This is a genomic window from Streptomyces sp. NPDC012508, assembly GCF_042902595.1.
Taxonomy (GTDB): Bacteria; Actinomycetota; Actinomycetes; order Streptomycetales; family Streptomycetaceae; genus Streptomyces.
The window spans coordinates 1-21,995 of sequence record NZ_JBIBEO010000013.1; the positions used below are offsets into that span (position 1 = coordinate 1).

Below are 21,995 nucleotides of genomic sequence, written 5' to 3' on the forward strand. Positions count from 1 at the left end.
AGGCAGAACACCTCACGGGGAGCGACCTCGAGATCGATACCCCGCAGGATGTGCGCGGCGCCGTAGGACTTGTGGACGCCCTCGGCCTTCACCATCGCGGTCACTTGGCCACCGCCTTACGGTCGGAGAAGAGGGAGAGGTTCGCCGTGATCTTCTGCCACGGCGTCAGGGGCAGGGAGCGCGACGAGCCGCGGGAGTAATGCCGTTCCAGGTAGAACTGTCCGACGCTGAACACGCTGGTCAGGATCAGGTACCAGATCGAGGCGACGAAGAGCATCTCCATGACCGCGAAAGAGGTCGAGGCGATGTCCTGCGCGGCGCGCAGCAGATCCGGGTACTGCACGGCCACGACCAGGGAGGAGGTCTTCAGCATGTTGATGAACTCGTTGCCCGTCGGCGGGATGATCACCCGCATCGACTGCGGCAGCACCACGCGCCGCATCGTCTTCGCCTGGCTCATGCCCAGGGCCTGCGAGGCCTCGGTCTGCCCCTCGTCGACCGACTGGATGCCGGCCCGGACGATCTCCGCCATGTACGCGCCCTCGTTCAGGCCGAGACCCAGCAGGGCGGCCAGGAAGGGCGTCATGACGTCGGTCATCTCGTCCTTGTAGAACCCGATGTCGAAGACCGGGAAGATCAGGGCGAGGTTGAACCAGATCAGCAGCTGCACATAGACCGGCGTGCCGCGGAAGATCCAGATGTAGAGCCAGGCGACCGAGCTGGTGACCGGGTTCCTGGAGAGCCGCATGACGGCGAACAGCACGCCCAGCGCAAGGCCCAGTGCCATCGCGGCGACGCTGATGAGCACCGTGTTGCCCAGACCGCTCAGGACGGCGGAGTCGAACAGCTTTTCCGGCACGGTGGCCCAGCGGACGTTGCCCTGGGAGAAGGCGCGGCCCAGGAGGACCACGAGGAGGATCACGGCGACGCCGGCGACCCAGCGTCCGTAGTGGCGGACCGGTATGGCCCTGATGGGTTCCGGCCGGTCTCCGGCGGGGGCCGGTGACGTCCCGGCCGAAAGATTGTCGATCTTGTCAGTCACAGCGACTGCCCTTCAGTGGTACGCGAGAGGTCAGGAGCCGCCGTTGATCTCGGCCGAGGTCACGGCCCCCGAGCCCGCACCCCACTTGTCCAGCGCCTTCTTGTACGAACCGTCGTTGATGATCGCGTCCAGCGCTTCCTTCAGCGCGTCGCGCAGCTGGGTGTTCTTCTTGTCGACCGCGATACCGAAGGGGCCGGCCTCGATCTGGCCGCCGACGACTTCGAAGGCCTTTCCTCCGTCGGCCTTGCGCGCCAGGTCCAGGGCCACCGGGTAGTCGTTCACGCCGGCGACGGCGCCGCCCGCCTTCACCCGGGTCTGGGCCTCGGCATCGGTCGGGAAGGACTCGATCTTGATGGCCGGCTTGCCGTCCGCCTCGCAGTCCTTCGACTGCGTCTTGACGACGGTCTCGAACGTGGTGCCTCGCTGTACGGCGGCCGTCTGTCCGCAGAGGTCCGCGATGGACGTGATCCGACGCGGATTGCCCTTCTGGACGTACACGACGGAGCCGGCGACGAAGTAGTCGACGAAGTCCACGCCGTTACCGGTCTTCTGGCCCTTCCCGTCCAGACCCTCCTGGCGGGCCTTGGTGTCGCTCATCGACGACATGACGATGTCCTGTCGCCCGGAGTTGAGGGAGGTGATGAGGCTGTCGAACGTACCGCTGGTGAAGACGAACTTCACGCCGAGCTGCTTGCCGAGGGCGTCGGCGATGTCGGGGTCGACACCGACGATCTTTCCGTTCTCGATGAACTCCATCGGAGCGTAGGCGGCGTCCGTACCGACCTTGATCACACCGGCGTCCTGGTACTTCTTCGGAAGCTTGGCGAACAAGGGGGCTTCGCTCCCGGCTCCGCCGGCCTGGCTGCCACCGGAGCTCTGGCTTGCGCCGGTCTGGTCGCCGCAGGCGCCCAGCAGCAGCGTGGCTGTCGTCGCGGCTACGGCAGCGGCGATCGACTGACGGATCGGAATGCGTGCGGCCATGGTCGTGCTCTCTCTCAGGGACGGTGTGGGTTCGGGGCGGCGGGGGGGTGGGGGACGGTGGGGTGTGCGGGGCGGTGGAGATGGGGTGCGGAACGGCTGGGGGCCGGTGGGGCGGCCAGAGCGGGGTCGTGCCCGGTGTCTCAGTCGACGACGCGCAGCCGGGTGACGCCCAGGTCGAGCGCCCCGCGGACATGGCCGTTCGGCGCGGTCGCGGTCCGCTGGAGGAAGCGGACGACCTCGGCGGTGATGACCTCGCCCGGCAGGACGTTGGGGATGCCGGGCGGGTACGCGGCCAGAGTGTCCGCGGAGATCCGTCCGACGGCCTGCTCCGCGGGCAGAACCCGGGTCGGGCTCAGAAACGCCTCGCGTGCCGTGAGCTTCGCGGGGCCGGGTGCCGGCAGGTGCAGCATGGCCGCCGGGTCGGTGCCGGATCCGGCGAGCGGGGAGGGCAGGGTGTGGAGCGCTTCGAGGAACCGGTCGGTGTCGGGGACGAAGCCCGCGCCGATCACGGCGACGATCGCCGCGTCGGTCGCCACCTCGACCATGACCTGGTGGTCCCGGAAGAGCAGCCGCCTGGCCTCGTGCCCCGTGATCCCGCCGGCGCGGGTGTCGATGGCGATCCGCAGCGGATCGAAGCCGACGATGTCGGGGAAGGCGTCGAACCGGTCGCTCACCACGGAGAAGCGGCCCAGCGCGCGCACCACGCTCCGCACCCTGTCCGCGGCCGCGACCGATGTGGCCGTCGCGCCCGGGTCGACGACCAGGGTCCTCCGGGCGAGGTCCAGCGACGCGGTCAGCAGGGCACTCGCGCTCGTCGACTGCACCAGCCGGAACGCCCGGTCCACGAGCGGTTCGAGCCGGTCCGCGAAGGGACCCTCGGCCACGTGCAGCATGGCCGACTGCGTCAGGCTGCCACCGAGCTTGTGCGTGCTGGACGTCACCAGGTCCGCGCCCAAGGAGAGCGCGCCCGCGGGAAGGTCGGCGTGGAAGCCGAAGTGGGACCCCCATGCTTCGTCGACGATCAGCGGAACGCCCGCGGCATGGGCGGTGTCCGCGATGGCGCGCACATCGGCCACGGCGCCGAAGTAGCTCGGGGAGACGATGTACACAGCTGCCGCGTCGGGTGTCCGCTCGAGCGCAGCTGCCACGTCCGCGGCGGTCACGCCATGGGCGATTCCCTGCTCGGGGTCGACGGAAGGCTGGACGAAGACCGCGTCCATGCCCGAGAGCACGAGCCCGTCGATCACGCTGGAGTGCACACTGCGCTGTACGACGAGCGTGCGCCCCAGCGAGGGGGCGACCATCGAGGCGATCTGGTTGCCCTGCGACGCGCCGTTGGTCAGGAACCAGGTGCGCCGTGCGCCCCAGGCCTCGGCGGCGAGCGCCAGCGCCTTGTCGAGCGGGGTGTCCGCGCCGAGGTCGATGCCGTCGAGCAGCGGCGGGAAGTCCAGGGCCGTGATCCGCGAGCCGAAGAACCCGGCGAGGTCCGATCCGGGGGCCGCGGCATGTCCGGGGACGTTCAGCCTCAGCCAGTCCCGTCCGGCGTGGGCGAGCACCGCCTCGGCGAAGGGGGCGGACAGCTGACCGGAGCCGGAATCGGTGGGGTTCGGGGTGCGGGAATGGGTCGTTCGCGTGTTCACCCCGGGAGCGTGACACTCCTCCAGTCATTGAGGAATGGTGGACTTTTCATGACCCCTCCATAGGATCTCTATATGCTCGATGTGAGGCATCTCCAGGTACTCCGCTCCATCGCCCAGGAGGGATCGCTGGCCGCCGCCGGCCGTGCGCTGCACTACAGCCAGCCCACGATCACCCACCATCTGGCCTCCCTGGAAGCGCACTTCAACGCTCAGCTCGTCCAGCGCGGGCCGCGAGGTGCCACCTTGACCGAGCTCGGCGAGGCCCTGCTGCCGCACGCCGAGGCCGTGCTCGAACGCCTTCGCCACGCCGAGCTGGAGGTGCGCAACCTTGCCGAGCGCGGCATGCGCACCATCCATATCGGCACCTTTCCCACGGCTGGAGCTCTGCTCCTGGCGCCGGCCGTCAAGCGCCTCCACCAGCAGGGCGTCCACATCTCGCTCACCGAGGGCGAACTCCCCCTGCTCCTGCGCGCGTTGCGCGCCGGGGAGCTCCAGGCCGCGCTGGTCTTCTCCCAGCCCGGCGACCGCCTCGACCTCGACGAGGAGGTCGAGGTCCACCCGCTGCTGTCCGATCCGCTCCTTCTGGTCATGCCCGAGGACCACCCGTGCGCGGCGCTCGACCGGGTCCCTCTCGCCGATCTGCGGGACACCGCGTGGGTGGGCGCGGCCGACCCGCACGACCCGTGCGACCGCGTGCTGGCGTGGGCGTGCGGCCAGGAGGGCTTCGAGCCGCTGCACGCGATGCGTACGGACGACTACGCGGTGGTCCAGGGCCTCGTGGCCGCCGGGACGGGTGTGGCGCTCATCCCCCGACTCGCCCTGGGGGCCCCGCGGCCCGACCTGGTCGTACGGCGTCTGGCCGGGCCCGCCCTCGCGCGGGAGATCAGCGTCGCGGTCCTGCGCACGGCCTCGAACCAGGCCGCCCAGGAGTTGATCTCGGCGTTGCAGGAGCAGGCCGCGCTGATCGCGGAGCGCTGGGCCGTGGCCTGAACTCCCGCTCGATCGACTCCTGCGCTGGTGGAGGCCGGCCTGCTCGGCCGCAGGACCGGCCACGGGTTCCACGTGTACGACCGGGAGCGAGGGGCGCCGGCTGCTGTGCTCGTCGCGCCGCGTCCGCGGGTCGGTCAGAGGGTGACGAGGCGGGGTTCCGCCTCGGTGACCGGCGCGAGCCGGCGGCGGCGGGTCGGGAGGAGCATGGTCGGGTGCGAGACGCTCCAGGCCGCGCCCGAGCAGATCAGCTCCTTGATACGGGCTCCGGCGCGGCCCGTGATGACGGTGGACGTCATCTGGTCGTCCTCGGTCACGCGCTGGAAGATGGCGTCGCGGCGGCCGAGGCTGATGCACTGCGCGGCATAGCCGATCGTGGTCTCGGGGACCTTGCGGCCGGTCAGGCGCGCCGCCAGGGCGTCGGCGGCCTGCCAGGCCATCGGGGTGGCCGTGGCGCAGGACATGCGCAGCGCCTTGCCTCCCGCTCCCTGGGCGAGCGCAGCGTCGCCGACGGCGTACACGTCGGGGTGGGAGACCGAGCGCATGGTGCCGTCCACGACGATCTGCCCGGTGTCGGAGACCTCCAGGGTGGTGGCGGCCGCGATCGGGTGCACGGCGAAGCCCGCGGTCCACACGGTCACGTCCGCCGGGATCTCGCCGGCAGCCCTGGTGACCACGCTGTTCGCCTGGACGCGTGTGATGTCGGTGTGCTCGTGGACCGTGATGCCGAGCCGGTCGAAAACGCCGCTCAGGTGGCGCCGGGCCTTGTCGCTGAGCCAGTCGCCGACTCCGCCGCGGGCGGCGACGGCGACCTTGAGGCGCGGGTGGGCCTCGGCGATCTCGGTGGCCGCTTCGATGGCCGTCAGGCCGCCGCCCGCGATCAGTACGGTGCCACCGGGCTCCACCTCGCCCAGGCGGGCCCGCAGCCGCAGTGCGGTCTGCTTCCCGGCGACGTCGTGGGCGTACTCGGCGACACCAGGGACGCCGTGGTCGGTGCCGGTGCTCCCCAGGGCGTAGACGAGGGTGTCGTAGCCGAGGGTCTCGGCTCCACGGCTCTCGGGGTCGCGCTCGCCGGCGCCCTGCGCGGGCTGTGCGTTCGGTGCGAGCTCGACGGTCTTGCGGTCCACGTCGACCGCGGTGACCCGCGCCGTCCGGACTCGCACGCCGGTGCCCGCGTAGACGTCGCGCAGCGGGCGGCTCGGCAGATCCTGTCCGCTCGCCAGCTGGTGCATGCGCACCCGCTCGACGAACTCGGGGTCGCCGTTGACCAGGGTGATCTCGACGTCGTCGTGGTGCAGCCGCCTGGCGAGGCGACCGGCGGCGGTGGCTCCGGCGTACCCGGCTCCGAGGACGACGATGCGGTGCTTCATGGCTGGCTCCTGTTCCGGTGGGGATTCACCTCCTGAACCGGACAGCCGCGCGATCCCTGACAGGTGCCGGATGTGACGCGCGTCACCACATCTCGGCGACGGGATGATGAGGACCGGTGGCCACCCACTGCCGCGTGATGCGCTCCAGCTTGTCGGGGTTGACCAGGAGTTGGAGCCCCCGCACGCCGTCGGGCGTCGCGTCGAGGCAGATGATGCCGACGACCTGCTCGCCGACCGCGACCAGCGCGGCGGGACCGCCGTTGACGACGGCGGCATGGAGCGTGGGACGACGTCCGAAACGGGCTTGCTTGGCCTCGGTCCGCCGGAACACACCACGCAGGTAGCGCGCGATCCGAAGGGCACCGACGACCGGGGCCCTGCGGGCCGGGACCTTGGCCCCACCGTCGGCCACGCTGACGGCGTCGCCGGTGAGCAGCCGGACCAACGGCTCGGTGTCCCCGCTGAGGGCGGCCGCGAGGAACTCCTCGACGACCTTCCGCGCGGCGGCCGCGTCGATCTCCGCGCGGGCCCGGTCGGTGGCCAGGTGCTGCTTGGCACGTCGGTGGATCTGCTGGCAGTTCGCCTCGGTGAGGTCGAGGATCTCCGCGATCTCACGGTGGGCGTGGCCGAACGCCTCGCGCAGTACGTACACGGCGCGCTCGTTGGGCGACAGCCGCTCCATGAGGGTGAGCATCGCGATGGAGACCGACTCGCGCTGCTCCACGGTGTCGGCAGGACCGAGCATCCGGTCACCGGCCAGGACCGGCTCCGGGAGCCACTCCCCCACATAGGTCTCCCGTCGGACCCGTGCCGAAGTGAGGTGGTTGAGGCAGAGGTTGGTGAGCACCTTCGTCAGCCAGGCCTCCGGCGTCACGATCCGTTCCCGGTCCGCCGCGTGCCACCGCAGGTACGTTTCCTGCACGGCGTCCTCGGCATCGCCGGCCGACCCCAGCAGCCGGTACGCGATCGCCTCCAAGCGGCCCCTTGAGTGCTCGAACAGCTCGACCTCGTACGTAAGTGCCATCCCGACATGATCGTTCACGCGCCCCGGCGGCGTCCACCCGCTTCGTGGCAACTCTCCACGGTGGGAAGGCGTTCGAGACCCTGAGACGTTCGCCAGGCGGGTGAAAGGAGGCCCTGCCGCGGCGTGGCCCCTGAGGCAGGGCCTCAGTCGGGGGAAGGCTTCATGTCACGTCTGATCTCGGAGGAAGCAATGGCCAGCGGATTCGCAGTCGGGGACAGGGTGACCACGCAGGATCTGGGGCAGACCGCCGGCTCCACACCGGTCTCGCTCGCCGACCTCCCGATGGGCAGAATCACCGCACTGTCCGGCGACACGGCCACCGTGGACTGGTACGACGGCGAGAACGTCGACGCGACCACGGAAGTACCCGTGTCGCAGCTGCACCTCGTCACGGAGCCGTAGGCACGGTCGCCGGGCGAGCCACGGAAACGCGTGTTGCGAGGGGAGAACAGGGAAGCCGCCCTTACGCAACCGTGTGGTGCCACGACGGGAGGAGCGATCATGGCAGAGAACAAGCCGCTCAAGGCCCGCGACATCATGACAGAGGGCACACAGTGCGTCGGTGAGCACGAGTCCTTGCGTGATGCGGCGAAGATGATGCGGGAGATGCAGGTGGGCGCGCTGCCCATCTGTGGTGATGACGACAGGCTGAAGGGAATGGTCACCGACCGCGACATCGTCGTCCAGTGTGTCGCCGTCGGCGATGACCCGGCCCAGGTCGAGTGTGGTTCCCTCGGCGGCGAGCTTCACTGGATCGACGCGGAGGCGTCGGCGACGGACGCCCTGCATGTCATGGAGGAGCACCAGGTGAAGCGCCTGCCGGTGATCGACATGCAGAACGATCACCGTCTCTGCGGGATGATCTCGGAGGCCAACCTCGCCCAGAACCTCACCGACAAGCAGATCGCGGAGTTCGCGAGCCGCGTCTACGCGGGCGCCCACTGAGACTCCGCCCCGCACTGCCTGGTCGGTGTCGCCGCGTCAGGTGGCGTTCCTGCACCGGCGAGTGATCCGGTGTTCATGAACCGCGACCGCCGGGGACCGGGGGTGGCGCGGCGATCGACCAGGCCCGAGGAGGCCCCGTGTCACAGGTCCCGGAGTCCCTGTATGCCCGCATCGGGCAGGAGGTGGCCGCCCGCGAGGACCGGCTGTGGGACGTGAGCCTCGCGCTGCATCGCGAACCGGAGACAGCCTACGAGGAGCATCGGGCGGCCCGCCTGCTGACGGGCGAGCTCGAGCGGGAGGGCTTCGAGGTGGAACGCGGGGTGGCCGATCTGCCGACCGCGTTCGTGGCACGTTCGGGGCCGGCGGGCGGGCCCGGGGAAGGTCCCTGCGTCGCCCTGCTGATGGAGTACGACTCACTGCCCCTTCTCGGGCACGCGTGCGGCCACAATCTGATCGCGTCGGCAGGCCTCGGGGCGGCGCTCGCCGTGCGGGCCGCGCTCGGCGAGTTCGAGGGGACGCTGCTGGCTGTCGGAGCGCCCGCGGAGGAACGCGGCGGGGGCAAGGTGGCGGAGGTGGCGGCGGGGTTGTTCGAGGGCGTGGACGCGGCGCTCATGTTCCATCCGGGCGTCCATGACTGGGCGTGGGCGCCGCTGACGGCCAGCGCTCAGGTCCGGGTGGGGTTCCACGGCCGCGCCGCGCACCCGACCGGCAGCCCTACGGAGGGGATCGACGCGCTGGGGGCGTTGATCCAGCTCTTCAACACGCTCGGCGTCCTGGGCAAGCGGCTTCCCCCGGGATCGCACGTGGACGGCATCGTGACGGACGGCGGGCGCGCCACGAACATCGTCCCCGAATACGCGGAGGGCCTGTTCGGGTTGCGTGGGGGGACCACGTCTGCGCTGGAGGAGCTGGTGGAAGAGCTGCGTTCCTGCGCGCAGGGCGTGGCGCTGGCGACCCGTACCCGGGTGGAGGTGACCGACGTGGGAGGACGGTACGAGCACGTCCGTGACAACGAGGTGCTGTCGGGCCTGTTCACCGGCCATCTCGGCCGCGGTGGCATCCGGTTGTCGGACCCCGCGCCGGGCGTGTACCTGGGGTCGTCCGACTTCGGAAACGTCAGCACACGGGTGCCCGGGATCCATCCATGGGTCGCCATCATGGGTTCGGACGGATCCCGCCACACGCCCGAGTTCGCGGAGGCGGCGGTGGGGCCCCGGGCGCGGCGGGTGATGTCGGCCGCGGCGGAGGCGCTGGCGTGCACGGCGGCCGACGTCCTGCTGCGTCCGGACGTACGGGAGCGTGCCTGGGCGTGCCTGAAGGCGAAGGCCGCCGCGGGGCAGTGACGGACGCTACGCGGCGGCGCGGTGAGGCCTACTCCTCGACGGTCACGCGTACGGTCCTGACCTCGGTGTCGGCCGCGTCCGGTACGACCATCCCGGCGTCGACACCGCCGCGCAGATAGCGCAGGACCCCGGCGTCGAGCCTCTCTCCGGGCAGCGCGGCCGGGATGCCGGGTGGGTAGGGAGTGAGCATCTCGGCGCAGACGCGGCCGGCGGCCTCCTCCCACGGCACCTGCTCGACCCGCCCGAAGAAGGCGTCACGCGGCAGCATGGCCTGCTCCAGACGCAGCTCCGACGGGTCGGGCACATGGAACCGAGGTGCCGGGCGCAGCTCGTGGACGTGGTCGACGACATCGCTCAGCGCGGCGACCAGCGCGTCGGCGCTGTCGGCGTCGTCCGCGTGGGTGAGCTGTGCGCTGGTGCGCCGGTGGTCGGACAGGTGCAGATTGATGCGGTGGTGGGTTCGGACCCAGTCGGCGATCCGGTAGCCGCTGGTGCCGAGTGCGCTGATGTCGACGATGACCTGAAGGGGGTCGAGGTCGGCCGCGCGGCCGGGCCCGCAGAAGTCGTCGCGCCCGTGGACGTGCAGCCCGTCGATCTCGGCGATCCGCGCCCGTACGGACGTGGCCAGGGCGAGCGTGTCGTCGTAGAGGGCGTGCCCGTGCTGGGCCATCTGGCGGCGCCAGCCGTCGAGGGCCGCGTAGACGAGGACGGACGGGCTGGTGGTTCCCAGGAGGTCCTCGCGGCTCTTGAGGACCTCGGGGTCGATCAGGTCGCCCTGCAGGTGGAAGACCGAGCTCTGTTCGAGCCCTGAGCCCATCTTGTGCACGGAGGTGACGCACACGTCCGCGCCGGCGTCCATGGCCCAGGTCGGCAGGTCCGGGTGGAACGGCAGATGGGCGCCCCACGCCTCGTCGACGATCAGGGGCACGCCGTGCTCGTGACATGCGTCGGCGATGGCGGACAGGTCGGAGCACGTGCCGTACGGCGTCGGCGTGGTGACCAGGGCTCCCCGCGCGTCGGGGTGGTCGGCGAACGCGGCGCGGAAGGCGTCCGCGGACGGCGGATGGGCCAGGTGGCGCTCCGGATCCCACTGAGGATCGACCCAGATCGGCACGATGCCGGCGAGGACGAGGCCGGACACCACCGCCTTGTGCGCGTCTCGTCCCACGAGCAGCTTCTGGTAGGGCCCGGCCACGGACAACATGGCGGCCTTGACCGAGAGCGAACTGCCGCAGGTCGAGAAGAACGTGTGCTCCGCGCCGACCGCGTCCGCCATCAGCTCCTGGGCACGCGCGATCACGCCGTGGGACGAGGTCCGGTCGTCCAGGCCGCTGAAGGCGAGGACGTCGGACCGGAACACGCTGTCGCCGAGGACCGCCCGCACGCGGGGGTCAGCGCCGCGCCCTTGCTTGTGGCCGGGCGGTGTGAAGGGGGTCTGGTTCTCTGCGTGGTAAGCGGCCAGCGCGTCGAGCACGGGTGCCTTCGAGTGGTCCATGGAACTCCGGCTTCCCCATGAAAGGGGGCAAAAACGCCTCCCCTGCCCGCACGCACCGGGGTGCGGTCACGGTGGGGTCCCACACCGCCCATCCCGAGGCATTGGTCGGCGGGGCATCTGGCTCGGTCGGCGGGCAGTCAGCCGAGCAGCCACCGGTGCATCCACTCCGCGGCGGTGCGGCGGAACAGCCGCCGGTTGCCGGCCCGCCGGAAGTCGTGGCCCTCGTCGCGCAGCAGCAGCAGCTCCGCCTCCAGCCCCCGTGCGCGTGCGGCGCTGACGATCTGCTCCGACTCCCCGGGCGGGACGTTCGTGTCGTGCTCCCCGTGCACCGCGAGCAGGGGCACGCGCAGCTCGTCGATGCGGCTCATGGGCGACAGCGCGCGCAGCAGAGCACGATCTCGTTCAGGATGACCGTATTTGTGAGCGGCGGATTCCGCGAGCCATGGCTCCGTTCCGGCGAAGAACGTGGCGAAGTCGGACATCCCGCACACCGTGATGCCCGTGCGGAAGAGGTGGGGGTGCCACACGAGGGAGGCCAGTGTGAGGTAGCCGCCGTACGAGTGCCCCATCACGGCGAGCCGCCAGGGATCGGCGAGCCCTGACGCGACCGCGTGGGTCGCGCAGTCGGCGACGTCGTCGATCGCCGCGAAGCGGCCTTCGCCCAGGTCGGCGTCGACGAAGGAGCGGCCCCAGCCGGAGGAGCCGCGGACGTCGGGGGCGAAGACGTCCATGCCCCGGCCGAGCAGTTCCTGGTACAGCGGGTCGAAGACCGGGCGTTCCTGTTCCTCCGGGCCACCGTGCAGATGCAGGACGCACGGTGCGGGCTCGCCCGGGCTGCGGCCGGGAGCCCGGTGGTACCAGCCGCCCAGCAGCAGCCCGTCGCGAGCCGTGGCCCGCAGGGGTACGGGCCGTACGGGCGTGAGCCCCTGGGGTACGGAGGCGGCGTCGCTCGCCGACCAGGGTGTACGCGCGGGTGGCGCCGAAGCCGGCACGGACCACACCCCCGGGCGGCGCCGTGAACCCGACAGCGCGACCACCATGCCGTCCGGCCCCGCGGGCGTCACCCGGGTCACCACCTCGTGCGCCAGCTCCACCTCGCGCGGCGCGGGCGGCCCGGTCCATCCACCGGTCAGGGGGACGGTCTGGAGCAGGCTCGTCCCTCCGTCGTTCCAGGCCAGGGCCGCTCGCCGGTCGCGCTCCACGAAGGTGAGCAGTTCAAGGTCGCATCCCTCTCGCGCGATCACCACGGAGAGGTCCTTCCGCTCGTCGGCACCGTCGAGGTGGATGGCCAGCAGCGCCGCGAACTCGCGGTCGTGGTCGCTACGCAGCCACACCGTACGGGCGTCGGGCGAGAAGCGGCCGATCCACGGATCCCCGTCGGCGACGGAAAGCGAGCACGTCGGGGTCTGGTCCGCCGTGCGTACGACAACGGCCTCGCGTCTCCCCCGGGGCCCGCGGCGCAGCAGGGCCAGGCGGCCGTCCTGGCTGAGGTCGCACACGCGCAGTGTCGCCGCCTCGGTCTCGTCGGCGAGGAGCTGGGGCGCGCTCGCCCCGGCGGGATCGACGAGATATGCCGTGAGACGGTCACGGACCGCCGCCGGAGTCCGGTCGCCCTCCTCGCCGGCGGGAACACCGTCGAGGAGGGTGGCGTGCCCGTCCCGTTCCGTCCAGCCGACGGGACGGTCCGTCTCGGTGCGCTGGTCCGCCCTCTCACCCACAGGCTCGGCGACTGTCACCGCCAGGGCCGAGCCGTCCGGCGTCCAGCACCCCAGATAGGCCGAACTCCCCGGTTCCGCGCCTGCCAGGATCCGGCGGCCCGAGCCGTCGGGGCGGACGCAGAGCACGCGCGTGTGGCCGCTCCCGCCGGGTGCCACGGTGTACGCGATCCAGTTGCCGTCCGGGGACCAGGAGACCTCCGTGACGTGGTCCGGACCGGTGTCCAGCAGGTGTACGTCGTCACTCCCCACCGGCCCTTCCCAGAGCTGTGGCGCGCCTTCGCGGTCGCAGATGAACGCCACGTGCTCGCCTCGGGGGTCGGGCGAGGGATACCAGCAGCCGTGGGCCACCCACGGTCGCGGGGTGTCACGCGGGCCGGGCGCGTCGGCGAGCAGCTCCGCGACGGGAGCCGTCGACACGGGCTCGTCCGTCAGTTGATTCCGTGCGTCTGCAGCCATGTCTCCAACAACGCTACTTGCCACAGGGCGTTCGCCCCTCGGTTCGTGCGGTGGTCGTCGGGTGCCGCCAGAAGCGAGGCGACGTACTCGTCGCGGAAGAGCCCGCGCGCCCGGGCTTCCGGTGCGGACAGGGCGTCCCGTACCCGTTCGAGGACGGGACCCGCCATGTGCCGGATGGCCGGCACCGGGAAGTAGCCCTTGGGGCGGTCGACGATGTTGCGCGGCAGGACGGTGCGCCCGGCTCGCTTGAGTACGCCCTTGCCGCCTTCGGCGAGCTTCAGTTCCGGCGGGCAGGCGGCGGCCAGCTCGACCAGCTCGTGGTCGAGGAAGGGCACCCGCGCCTCCAGGCCCCAGTCCATGGTCATGTTGTCGACCCGCTTGACCGGATCGTCCACCAGCATGACCTGCGCGTCGAGCCGGAGTGCCGCGTCCAGCGCGGTCTCGGCGCCCGGCGCGGCCATGTGCGTACGGACGAACTCGGCGGACGTGTCGTGGTCGGGCAGCATGTGCGGCTGCAGGATGCGCGCGAGGTCGGCGTGCGTGCGGTCGAAGTAGACCTCTTGGTAACGCTCGGGCTCCCGCGCCCGCTCGACGTCGGCCAGCGCGGGGTACCAGTGGTAGCCGGCGAACACCTCGTCGGCCCCCTGGCCGCTCTGTACGACGTTGATCTCCTTGGAGACCAGCTCCGACAGCAGGTGGAAGGCGACGACGTCGTGGCTCACCATCGGTTCGCTCATGGCGGCGATCGCACCGCCCAGGGCGGTGGAGACCCGGTCCGACGGGACCATCAGCTGGTGGTGGTCGGTGTCGAAGTGCCGCGCGACCTGGTCGGAGTAGGCGAATTCGTCACCCTCCTCACCCGCCTCCGACTCGAAGCCCACACTGAACGTGGCAAGGTCCTTCTGCCCCTCCTCGGCCAGCAGTGCCACGATGAGGCTGGAGTCGAGGCCGCCCGACAGCAGGACGCCGACCGGCACATCGGCCACCGTCCGTCGGCGGACAGCCGTCCGGAGCGCGTCGAGGACGGCGTCCCGCCAGTCGTCCGGACCCATCCCGGCGAACGCGCTGCGGCGCGTGTAGGAGGGCTGCCAGTAGAGGTGGTCGCGATGCGATCCGTCCGGTTCCACGACACGGACGGTGGCCGGCGGGAGCTTGCGTACGCCGGCGAGGACGGTGCGCGGTGCGGCGACCGTCGCGTGCCAGCTCATGTACTGGTGCACCGCCACCGGGTCGAGTGAGGTGTCCACCCCGCCGCCCGCGAGAAGGGCCGGGAGCGTGGAGGCGAAGCGCAGACGGCCGGGCAGTTCGGCGAGGTAGAGAGGCTTGATGCCCAGCCGGTCACGGGCGAGCACGAGCCGGCCCGTGTCGTGTTCCACCAGCGCCACGGCGAACATGCCGACGAAGTGCTGGACGAAGTCGGTCCCCCACTGGCGGTAGGCCTTGATCACCACTTCGGTGTCCGAGGTGGTGACGAAGTGGTGGCCGAGCTGCCGCAGTTCCTCGCGGAGTTGCCGGTAGTTGTAGATGCAGCCGTTGAAGACACAGGTCATCAGCGCGTCGCTGTCCGTCATCGGCTGGGCTCCGCGCTCCGACAGGTCGATGATCTTCAGGCGTCGGTGGCCCAGGGCCACGGGCCCTTGTGACCACATGCCGCGGCCGTCCGGGCCGCGGGCCGCCATCCGGTCGGTCATGCGCTCGACCGCCGCCAGATCGGGCCGTCCCTCGTCGAAACGGATCTCACCGCACAAGCCGCACACCCGGCACCTCCAGGACGAACGGACACCACGCGAGCCTCGAGAACGTCCGAGGCGGGGTGGCGGTGGGGAAGACGCGTGTCGGCATGAGTCCTGCTCTCCTCGACACGTTGCGTGACATCAGCATGGGTTTCTCTCCTCGATGTACCGTCCGGCAGCAGGGTGTCGTCCGCTCGTGACAGGCGAGACCGGCGGCCGGCGTGCCGCGTGGGTCGGGACGCCGGTGAGTCACCTCCAGAAGGCCTTCGCCGGCATGCCCTGCGCTCGGGAGCGGGTCGCGCCGCGTCGCGAGCCCGCCCGCCTGCGACCGCTCCAGTCCTCACCGCGGGTCTCGGCCAGGAACAGGTCCACCGCCGCCAGCAGGTCGTCGTCGGACGCCGCCCGGCGCAGGCGGTGAGCGGCGCTGCCGCGGGCCAGGGCCTCCTCGGCCAGACCGTGAGCGGTCTCCCAGTCCCCGTAGGCCTCCAGCGTCGGGCGCAGGCGACGGAGCATGCCGCGTACGACCTCGGGAGCCGGCGCCGGTCGGTGGGTGGCGGGGTCGATCAGGTCGCCCTCGAGGCCGGAGCGGGCAGCCCGCCATGTCGCCGTCCGCAGCCATTCGTGCCGGTCGTCACAGGCGGCGTCGCCTCCGGCCTCGGCCTGGGCGCAGGCGTCGACGACGAGTGCCCGGAACAGCGCCGCGACCAGCACCACCGTCTCGACGCGCGGGCAGGAGTCGCAGATCCGCAGTTCGAGCGTCTGCAGATGCGCGGAGGGGCGGACGTCGTAGTAGATCATCCCGGGATCGCTGATGACACCGGAGACGATCAGCTCGTCGACGGCGGCGTCGTAGTCCTCCGCGCCGGTGAAGCATCCGGCCGGTCCCGAGGTGGGCCAGCGCTGCCAGATCATGGTGCGCCAGCTCGCATAGCCCGTGTCGGCCCCGAGCCAGTACGGGGAGCTGGCCGACAGTGCCAGAAGGGGCGGAATCCACGGGTTGACCGCGCAGAGCGCCCGTACAGCGGTGTCTCGGTCGGGGACGTCGACATGCACCTGGGCGCCGCAGATCAGCTGCTCGTCGGCGACTCGGCGGTACTCCTCCGTCATCGCGTGGTAGCGGGGGTCGTCGGTCGCGTGCACGGCTCCGAGCCGCGCGATCGGGGCCGCACCGGCGGCCATGATCGCGAGGCCCTGGGAGGAAGCGGCCTCGTTCAGACGCCGCCGTGACGCGGCCAGGTCTGCGTAGAGCTCGTCGAGGACGGCGTGCACACCGCTGTTCGACTCGACGACCGACTGGGCCAGCTCCTGTGTGAAGTCGTCCCTGTGCCGGGAGAGCCGCCCGAGTACGGCGTCGGCCCGAGGTGTCAGCGCGCCGCTCTCGACATCGATCACATGGAACTCTTCTTCGACACCCATCCGGACGACCACTGCGACTCCTGCGAGATCGACGACTTCGGGCCTGCCGACCGCCCCGGCCCACGACGCCGGGTAGGTCTGGAATGCGACTGCCCCGGCGGGGCCGATCTAAGCACCTGCCGCTCATCTGTCACATTTGCCGCTCTATTGAGCGACACCGCGGGAGGGCTGCCCTTGAACGGCGGGCGTCGACGACCTCCATCGTCCGCGCTCCTCGAGACTCACGCGATTCGACGTCGACCCGGCCCGCTATCCACCTGCCGCACGAGTGGGCGGGTGTTGCCCGGGTCCCATGAGGCGGTCGGCCAGCGGGGTGGGAGACAGGGCGGTGTCCTCCTCCCCCGGCTCGAGAAGCGTGTCCGCGGAGCCGATGATCAGCGGGTCGGGGGTGCCGACCGCTTCGGGGTCCTTGCGGTCGTAATCGACGCGGGTGAGCAGGTACCGGATGGCCTCGAGCCGGGCGCGCCGCTTGTCGTTGGCCTTGACCACGGTCCAGGGCGCCTCGGCCGTGTCGGTGGTGCGGAACATGGCGACCTTGGCCTGCGTGTAGGCGTCCCAGAGATCGAGTGAGGCGACGTCGGTCGGGGAGAGTTTCCACTGGCGGACCGGGTCGACCTGGCGGATCGCGAACCGGGTTCGCTGCTCCGCCCGGGAGACCGAGAACCAGAACTTCACCAGACAGATGCCGTCCTGGACCAGCATCCGCTCGAACGCCGGGCACTGGGCGAGGAAGAGGTCGTACTGCTCGGCTGTGCAGAATCCCATGACCTTTTCCACGCCGGCCCGGTTGTACCAGGACCGGTCGAAGAAGACGATCTCGCCCGGCCCCGGAAAGTGGGCGACGTAGCGCTGGAAGTACCACTGGCCGGCTTCACGGGTCGTCGGTTTGTCGAGTGCCACGACGCGGGCACCACGCGGGTTGAGGCGCTCGGTGAAACGCTGGATGGTCCCGCCCTTGCCCGCGGCGTCACGGCCTTCGCAGATCACGATCAGGCGTGCGCCCGTGTCCTTGACCCACCGCTGCAGTTTCAGCAACTCGATCTGCAGAATGCGCTTGGTGCGTTCGTACTCCGCCCTGGGCACCTTGCGGGTGTACGGATAGTTCTCCTGCCACGTCCGGATCGGCCTGCCCTCACCGTCCAGCAGTACCGGCTGCTCCGGCCTCCTGCCGTCCACGCTCAGCCCTGCCAGCAGATCTCGTTCCTCACCCACGCCCGGCCTCCCGCCTGCTCGGCACGTCGAGGCACTCCTCGCTGCCAGTATTGCCGATTCGCCTCGCTTGATCGCTTTCCCGCGTCTCCCCCGTTTCGCCTGAATGTAACCGGCCGTCGTCGTTCTGCCTCCTGGTGCCGCTGGAGGTACCGTGAGGACTGAGAGGCGTATCTCCGCAACGGACAGGCAGGTCGGCTCATGGCCGGGAAACCGAAGTCCTCGAAGTCGCCGCAGGGCGACGGACCGACCCGCCGCGGCGGGTCCGGGCACCACGGATGGTCGCCCGACGTGGACGAGACGCGGCAGCAGGACAATCCCAGCGCCGAACGTTCCTTCCACCCCGAGGAGCACGCTCCTCCGCCCGGCAAGGGACGTCAGGTCTCCAAGGAGGAGACGCGAGAAGTCCCCGGCGACACCGTCAGCCACGACGGCAGACGCGGCGAGAAGCAGGCCGGCACGCCCGAGAAGGGCATGCACGACACCGGTCCGCGGGGACGCTCCAAGCGCCCCAGCGGCACCAAGGACGACTCCGCGTTCACCGGAGTGGACGCCGACGAGCCGCGCAGCGGCCGCAAGCGCCCGGGCTGACCGCCCGGACCGGCGTCGCGGCCCGGGCTCCGGGGTTCCCAGCCTCTGGTCTCGTGCGGGCCCGAACTCGTCGAGTTCGGGCCCGTTCACCTGCCATGGTCCGTCCGACCCCGCTCACTGGTCCGCGTACGGAAGAGGCGGCTGACATGACACACCTGCCCGGCACCTACGAGTCGTACTGGATGGAGACGGGGACGGGCCCCGAACACCCCTCCCTGACCAGCGACCTGGAAGTCGATGTCGCGGTGGTCGGTGCCGGCGTCGCCGGGATCTGCACCGCCTGGGAACTCGCACGCGCCGGACGGAGGGTCGCCCTGCTCGAGGGCGACCGCGTAGCGGCGGGAGTCACCGGATACACCACCGCGAAACTCTCCGCCCAGCACGGCCTCCTCTACGCCCAGCTGCGCAAGTCGCTCGGCGTGGCAGGAGCGCGGCAGTACGCGCGCTCGCAACAGGAGGCCGCCGAGCACGTCGACCGGGTCGCGTCGGAGCTGGGGATCGACTGCGAGCTGGAGCGCGTTCCGGGATACACGTACGCGGAGTCGCGGAAAGCGGTCGAGACTCTGAGGGCGGAGGCAGACGCGGCGCGCGAGGCCGGACTGGCCGCGTCGTTCGTCTCGGAGACCGGTCTGCCCTTTCCCGTCGCGGGCGCGGTCCGCGTGGACGACCAGGCACAGTTCCATCCGCGCAAGTTCCTGCTCGCTCTCGTGGCCGACCTGGTCGAACGCGGCGGGATCGTGCACGAACGTACGCGGATCGTCTCGCTCGACGAGGGCGAGCCCTGCCGCCTCACCACCGAGGGCGGGACGGAGATCGTGGCCCGTGACGTCGTCGTCGCCACGCACTATCCGGTCTTCGACCGCGCCCTGCTGTTCGCGCGGCTCGAGCCGCACCGCGAGCTGGTGGTCGCGGCAGCACTTCCCGCCGACGAGGATCCGCGGGGCATGTACCTCACCCAGGAGCAGAACACCCGGTCGGTGCGCACCGCTCCGTACGGTGAAGGAGATCGGCTGCTCATCGTCACCGGGGAGAAGTTCAGGCCGGGCGTGGGCGACGTGAGCGAGCGTTACGAGCAGCTCGCGGCCTGGACCGCGGAGCGTTTCCCGTCCGCGCGGATCACCCACCGCTGGGCGGCGCAGGACAATACGACCGCGGACAGGGTGCCCTTCGTCGGGCTCTTCCACCCAGGCTCCCGGCATGTGTACGTGGCGACCGGTTTCGGCGGTTGGGGCATGAGCAACGGCGTCATGTCCGGCCGGCTCCTCAGCGCGCTGATCACGGGCGGCGCACTGCCCTGGGCCTCCCTGTACGACCCGCGCCGCCTCCACGCACGCGAGGCACCGTCCCTGCTGAAGGCGCAGGGGTCGGTTCTCAAGCACTTCGTGGGCGACCGGCTCCGGCCCTCCCATGCCGACACCGTCGACGAGATCGCGCCCGGTACCGGAGCCCTCGTGCGGGTCGGAGGGCGGCGCTGTGCGGTCTACCGCGACGAGAAGGGCGCGACGCACGCTGTCTCCGGGCGCTGCACCCACCTGGGCTGTCTGGTCCTCTTCAACGACGCCGAGCGCGCCTGGGAGTGCCCCTGCCACGGATCCCGGTTCGCCGTCGACGGCTCGGTCCTCCAGGGCCCGGCCGTCCGCCCGCTCGAACCGCGGCCCCTCCCTGAGCCCGCCGACACCGACGGGGCCGACGAGCCCGACGAGTCCGACTGACCGTGCCAGGGGCGCCCGCAGAACGTCAGCTCGGGCGGTCTACCACATTTCCTCGAGCACTTCCTCGAGCATGCGGTTCCATTCCGACTCGGGGTCGTTCAGCGGGGTCGAGTCGAATGCGTTGACCGCTTCGCGGAACGTATCGACGAGGTCCTCGACATCGGGGTCGGGCTCCTTGTACGCGTCTTCGAGTTTCCGGAATTCGGTCAGGCAGTGCACGAGTGCGGCGATGTCCCGGTGCGCAAGCTGGTACTCACGCGCGCTCTCCTGGAAGATGTACACCTCGCCCGAAGAGGGAGCGAGGGTGACAAGGGCCGCGGGCAGGTAGCCGAGGACCTGCCAACTCCGAGACTCCTCAGGGCAGTAGCGATTGTCGAGCGCGAAGAGAGCGCCCACTTCGTAGGGGTCCCGCTCATCTCCCGTCACCCCGGCACGGGAAGTGAAGAACCTGTCGTTCGGCAGGCCGACGGACCCGAGGAACTGGGCGGTCGCGACATCGAGTGGACTGTCGTCCTGGATGGGGTACAGCACCACACCGTCCAGTCCATAAAGCACCGTCAGGTCGCCGTGGGTCACGGGGGAATTCATGGCGTTCATCCTACTCTAGCTCTTCCCATGGGCTTTCATGAGGCTGTCCATATACTTCTTGTGCTCTTTCCCTTGCCCGGGGCTGTGTTGGTCGTAGTTCGCGGCGTGTGTGACTTCCAGGTCCGGGTTGGCCGATTTGAAGTAGTAGTCCAGCCACCTGTTGCATTGAGGGTTCTTCTGGCACGGTTCTCGTTCCGTGAACATTTCCTTGAGCCCGGATGCCTTCCCGGTGTGCAACAGGGGATGGCCGATCTGCTTTTCCGAGTGGAATCCGCCTTCACTGCGTCCGCCGAGGATGGACTCCCGGCCGCTCTGCGGGTCGATGTACCTGCCGGCCGCGTAGTTCTTGCCCTTGTATTAGTCGTGTGCCTGCCTCGCCAGCTGTGTCGCCTGGGCCAGGTCGCTGGTGCTCGGGTCGATCTTCTTCGACGACACGGTGCCGGTGTGGTCGGTCGGAGTGTTCCACTTCCGCTTCTCCGTGTCCGTCTCCGGTCGCCATACCTTGCCGTCGGTCGTGATGTTGGCGAGGTTCAGCTTGTCCGTGTCGTCGAGACCGCCGGGGGTGATGGTTCCGTTCGGCAGGAGCCGGTCCACACTGCCGTCGGCGTTGAGGATGTACGTGCGGACATCCTTCTCATCGTCGTCGTGCTTGCAGTTGTCGAAGTCCTTCTTCTTCTGGTCGTCGTTGTCCTTGTGGTCCTTCTTGCTCTTGTCGATCTTGCCGCCGTGGTCTTCGAGGGTCTTGACCATCTCGTCGGCCTTCTTGTCGACGGCGTCCTCGGCCTTGTCCATGACGGTGGACAGCTTGTGGAACCTGCTGTCCTTCTTCACCGAGGTCTTGCGCCCGGTCCCGCCGGCCGTGAACTCACCCTTCTTCTTGTCGAAGTTGGTGGCGGTCTCCTGGTAGCCACCGGCCGCCTGCTCGAACTCGTCGAACTCGATGACCAACTCCTGCGCCATGTCGGCGCTGCCCATGGCCATGACGTCATGGGTACCGCCGCCGCCGAGCTTGTCGGAGAACAGCTTGTCGATCTCCGCGAGGACCTTGGCCTCGATCTTGTCGGTGACGATCGAGGTGATCTGATCGATGGCGTAGTCGATCGCCTCCTGGATGATGAGCCGTGCCGCGGCGATGGCAGCCGCGGACAGGAGACCGCTGAGACCGGCGGTGAAGAACATGCCGACGACACCGGCCGTTGCGGTTGCGGCCGTTGCGGTCAGCTTTCCGATGATCGCGACCTTGCACGCGACGATGAGGCCTGCGCATTCGTCGAGGGCGCCCGCCAGGTCGTCGCAGCCCTTGGCGAAGGTCGCCAGGTCTCTCGTGGTGAGCTTGCCCCAGCGGCGGTCGATGGCGTTGACCGTGTCTACGCCGAGCGCTCCTACCAGGCGGAGGCGCCGACGTGTTGACCATCGCCCTGGAGGGCCCCTCCTACGCGGGTAAGTCCACGGCGATACGCCACCTCCGCCGCACCGCCCTCGGCACGCGCGCGTTCATCTCCGACTGCTACGTGCCGTCTGGAAGGTCTGTTCGAGGCCGTCGGCGCTGGCGGGCAGGGCGGTGGGCGGGGCGGCGAGAGCGCTGGCCGGAAGGGCGATGACCAGGGCGAGCGCGCCGGTGAGGGTGAGGGCGCCCCTCGTGACGTACGCCGGTGTCTTCACTGCGTCCCCCTTGGGTCGGAGGCAGGGTGTGGGGATCCCCTCTTGGCATGCACAGCTCATTCGCGTGGCCGACTGCGCCCACC

The 21,995-nt window shown here is 70.3% G+C and carries 19 protein-coding genes and 2 pseudogenes; 6 read left to right on the forward strand and 15 right to left on the reverse strand.

Going from position 1 to position 21,995, the window contains the following annotated elements:
- The 4 genes and pseudogenes from ACFY8U_RS34950 to ACFY8U_RS34965 all read right to left on the reverse strand — a co-directional run.
- Nucleotides 1–95: pseudogene (locus tag ACFY8U_RS34950) on the reverse strand (ectoine/hydroxyectoine ABC transporter ATP-binding protein EhuA); the annotation flags it as partial.
- Nucleotides 96–100: 5 nt separating this feature from the next.
- On the reverse strand, nt 101–1,042 hold the full coding sequence (locus ACFY8U_RS34955; RefSeq protein WP_389576150.1) for an amino acid ABC transporter permease: 942 nt from the start codon (nt 1,040–1,042) through the stop codon (nt 101–103).
- A gap of 30 nt (nt 1,043–1,072) precedes the next feature.
- Nucleotides 1,073–2,023: an ABC transporter substrate-binding protein gene (locus ACFY8U_RS34960; RefSeq protein ID WP_389576151.1), complete on the reverse strand. Its 951-nt coding sequence runs from the start codon at nt 2,021–2,023 to the stop codon at nt 1,073–1,075.
- 140 nt (nt 2,024–2,163) lie between these two features.
- Complete coding sequence (locus tag ACFY8U_RS34965) at nt 2,164–3,663, reverse strand: aminotransferase class I/II-fold pyridoxal phosphate-dependent enzyme (protein WP_389576152.1); 1,500 nt, start codon at nt 3,661–3,663, stop codon at nt 2,164–2,166.
- A 72-nt stretch (nt 3,664–3,735) separates the two neighbouring features.
- On the opposite strand from ACFY8U_RS34965, the gene ACFY8U_RS34970 reads away from it, so the two are divergent.
- Entirely contained in the window at nt 3,736–4,653 is a 918-nt protein-coding gene (locus ACFY8U_RS34970; protein ID WP_389576153.1) for a LysR substrate-binding domain-containing protein, read from the forward strand.
- A 134-nt stretch (nt 4,654–4,787) separates the two neighbouring features.
- Here ACFY8U_RS34970 and ACFY8U_RS34975 read toward each other — a convergent pair whose 3' ends face one another.
- Together ACFY8U_RS34975 and ACFY8U_RS34980 are read right to left on the reverse strand one after the other, a co-directional pair.
- Nucleotides 4,788–6,020: an NAD(P)/FAD-dependent oxidoreductase gene (locus ACFY8U_RS34975; RefSeq protein ID WP_389576154.1), complete on the reverse strand. Its 1,233-nt coding sequence runs from the start codon at nt 6,018–6,020 to the stop codon at nt 4,788–4,790.
- A gap of 82 nt (nt 6,021–6,102) precedes the next feature.
- Nucleotides 6,103–7,044 (reverse strand): RNA polymerase sigma-70 factor, encoded by a 942-nt coding sequence (locus ACFY8U_RS34980; RefSeq protein WP_389576155.1) that lies wholly within the window; start codon nt 7,042–7,044, stop codon nt 6,103–6,105.
- A 189-nt stretch (nt 7,045–7,233) separates the two neighbouring features.
- On the opposite strand from ACFY8U_RS34980, the gene ACFY8U_RS34985 reads away from it, so the two are divergent.
- The 3 genes from ACFY8U_RS34985 (at nt 7,234) to ACFY8U_RS34995 (ending at nt 9,332) form a co-directional block, all read left to right on the forward strand.
- A complete protein-coding gene (locus ACFY8U_RS34985; RefSeq protein ID WP_389576156.1) occupies nt 7,234–7,446 on the forward strand; it encodes a hypothetical protein in 213 nt (70 codons plus the stop codon).
- 99 nt (nt 7,447–7,545) lie between these two features.
- Complete coding sequence (locus ACFY8U_RS34990) at nt 7,546–7,989, forward strand: CBS domain-containing protein (protein ID WP_389576157.1); 444 nt, start codon at nt 7,546–7,548, stop codon at nt 7,987–7,989.
- 137 nt (nt 7,990–8,126) lie between these two features.
- Nucleotides 8,127–9,332, forward strand: coding sequence for an amidohydrolase (locus ACFY8U_RS34995; RefSeq protein WP_389576158.1), 1,206 nt, complete (start codon nt 8,127–8,129; stop codon nt 9,330–9,332).
- Between the two features lie 28 nt (nt 9,333–9,360).
- Here the strand turns inward: ACFY8U_RS34995 and ACFY8U_RS35000 are convergent, their stop codons facing one another.
- From ACFY8U_RS35000 to ppk2, 5 genes are all read right to left on the reverse strand, one after another.
- Complete coding sequence (locus ACFY8U_RS35000; RefSeq protein ID WP_389576159.1) at nt 9,361–10,827, reverse strand: aminotransferase class I/II-fold pyridoxal phosphate-dependent enzyme; 1,467 nt, start codon at nt 10,825–10,827, stop codon at nt 9,361–9,363.
- Between the two features lie 137 nt (nt 10,828–10,964).
- Nucleotides 10,965–13,001, reverse strand: coding sequence for a S9 family peptidase (locus tag ACFY8U_RS35005; RefSeq protein WP_389576160.1), 2,037 nt, complete (start codon nt 12,999–13,001; stop codon nt 10,965–10,967).
- Nucleotides 12,974–14,758 (reverse strand): N-acetylglutaminylglutamine amidotransferase, encoded by a 1,785-nt coding sequence (locus ACFY8U_RS35010; protein ID WP_389576161.1) that lies wholly within the window; start codon nt 14,756–14,758, stop codon nt 12,974–12,976. Before ACFY8U_RS35010 ends, ACFY8U_RS35005 begins: the two co-directional genes overlap by 28 nt.
- Before the next feature lie 225 nt (nt 14,759–14,983).
- Entirely contained in the window at nt 14,984–16,150 is a 1,167-nt protein-coding gene (locus ACFY8U_RS35015; protein WP_389576162.1) for a glutamate--cysteine ligase, read from the reverse strand.
- A gap of 249 nt (nt 16,151–16,399) precedes the next feature.
- Entirely contained in the window at nt 16,400–17,362 is a 963-nt protein-coding gene (gene ppk2, locus ACFY8U_RS35020; protein ID WP_361433950.1) for a polyphosphate kinase 2, read from the reverse strand.
- 198 nt (nt 17,363–17,560) lie between these two features.
- On the opposite strand from ppk2, the gene ACFY8U_RS35025 reads away from it, so the two are divergent.
- Together ACFY8U_RS35025 and ACFY8U_RS35030 are read left to right on the forward strand one after the other, a co-directional pair.
- Entirely contained in the window at nt 17,561–17,950 is a 390-nt protein-coding gene (locus ACFY8U_RS35025; RefSeq protein ID WP_389576163.1) for a hypothetical protein, read from the forward strand.
- A 146-nt stretch (nt 17,951–18,096) separates the two neighbouring features.
- Entirely contained in the window at nt 18,097–19,662 is a 1,566-nt protein-coding gene (locus ACFY8U_RS35030; protein ID WP_389576164.1) for an FAD-dependent oxidoreductase, read from the forward strand.
- A gap of 39 nt (nt 19,663–19,701) precedes the next feature.
- On the opposite strand, the gene ACFY8U_RS35035 is transcribed toward ACFY8U_RS35030, so the two are convergent.
- The 4 genes and pseudogenes from ACFY8U_RS35035 to ACFY8U_RS35050 all read right to left on the reverse strand — a co-directional run bounded on the left by ACFY8U_RS35035 (nt 19,702) and on the right by ACFY8U_RS35050 (nt 21,912).
- Entirely contained in the window at nt 19,702–20,250 is a 549-nt protein-coding gene (locus ACFY8U_RS35035) for an SUKH-4 family immunity protein (protein ID WP_389576165.1), read from the reverse strand.
- A 15-nt stretch (nt 20,251–20,265) separates the two neighbouring features.
- Nucleotides 20,266–20,592 (reverse strand): annotated as a pseudogene (locus ACFY8U_RS35040) (nucleic acid/nucleotide deaminase domain-containing protein); the annotation flags it as partial.
- A 15-nt stretch (nt 20,593–20,607) separates the two neighbouring features.
- A complete protein-coding gene (locus ACFY8U_RS35045; protein WP_389576166.1) occupies nt 20,608–21,429 on the reverse strand; it encodes a hypothetical protein in 822 nt (273 codons plus the stop codon).
- 315 nt (nt 21,430–21,744) lie between these two features.
- Nucleotides 21,745–21,912, reverse strand: a complete 168-nt coding sequence (locus tag ACFY8U_RS35050) for a hypothetical protein (RefSeq protein ID WP_389576167.1) — start codon at nt 21,910–21,912, stop codon at nt 21,745–21,747.
- Between the last annotated feature and the right edge of the window lie 83 nt (nt 21,913–21,995).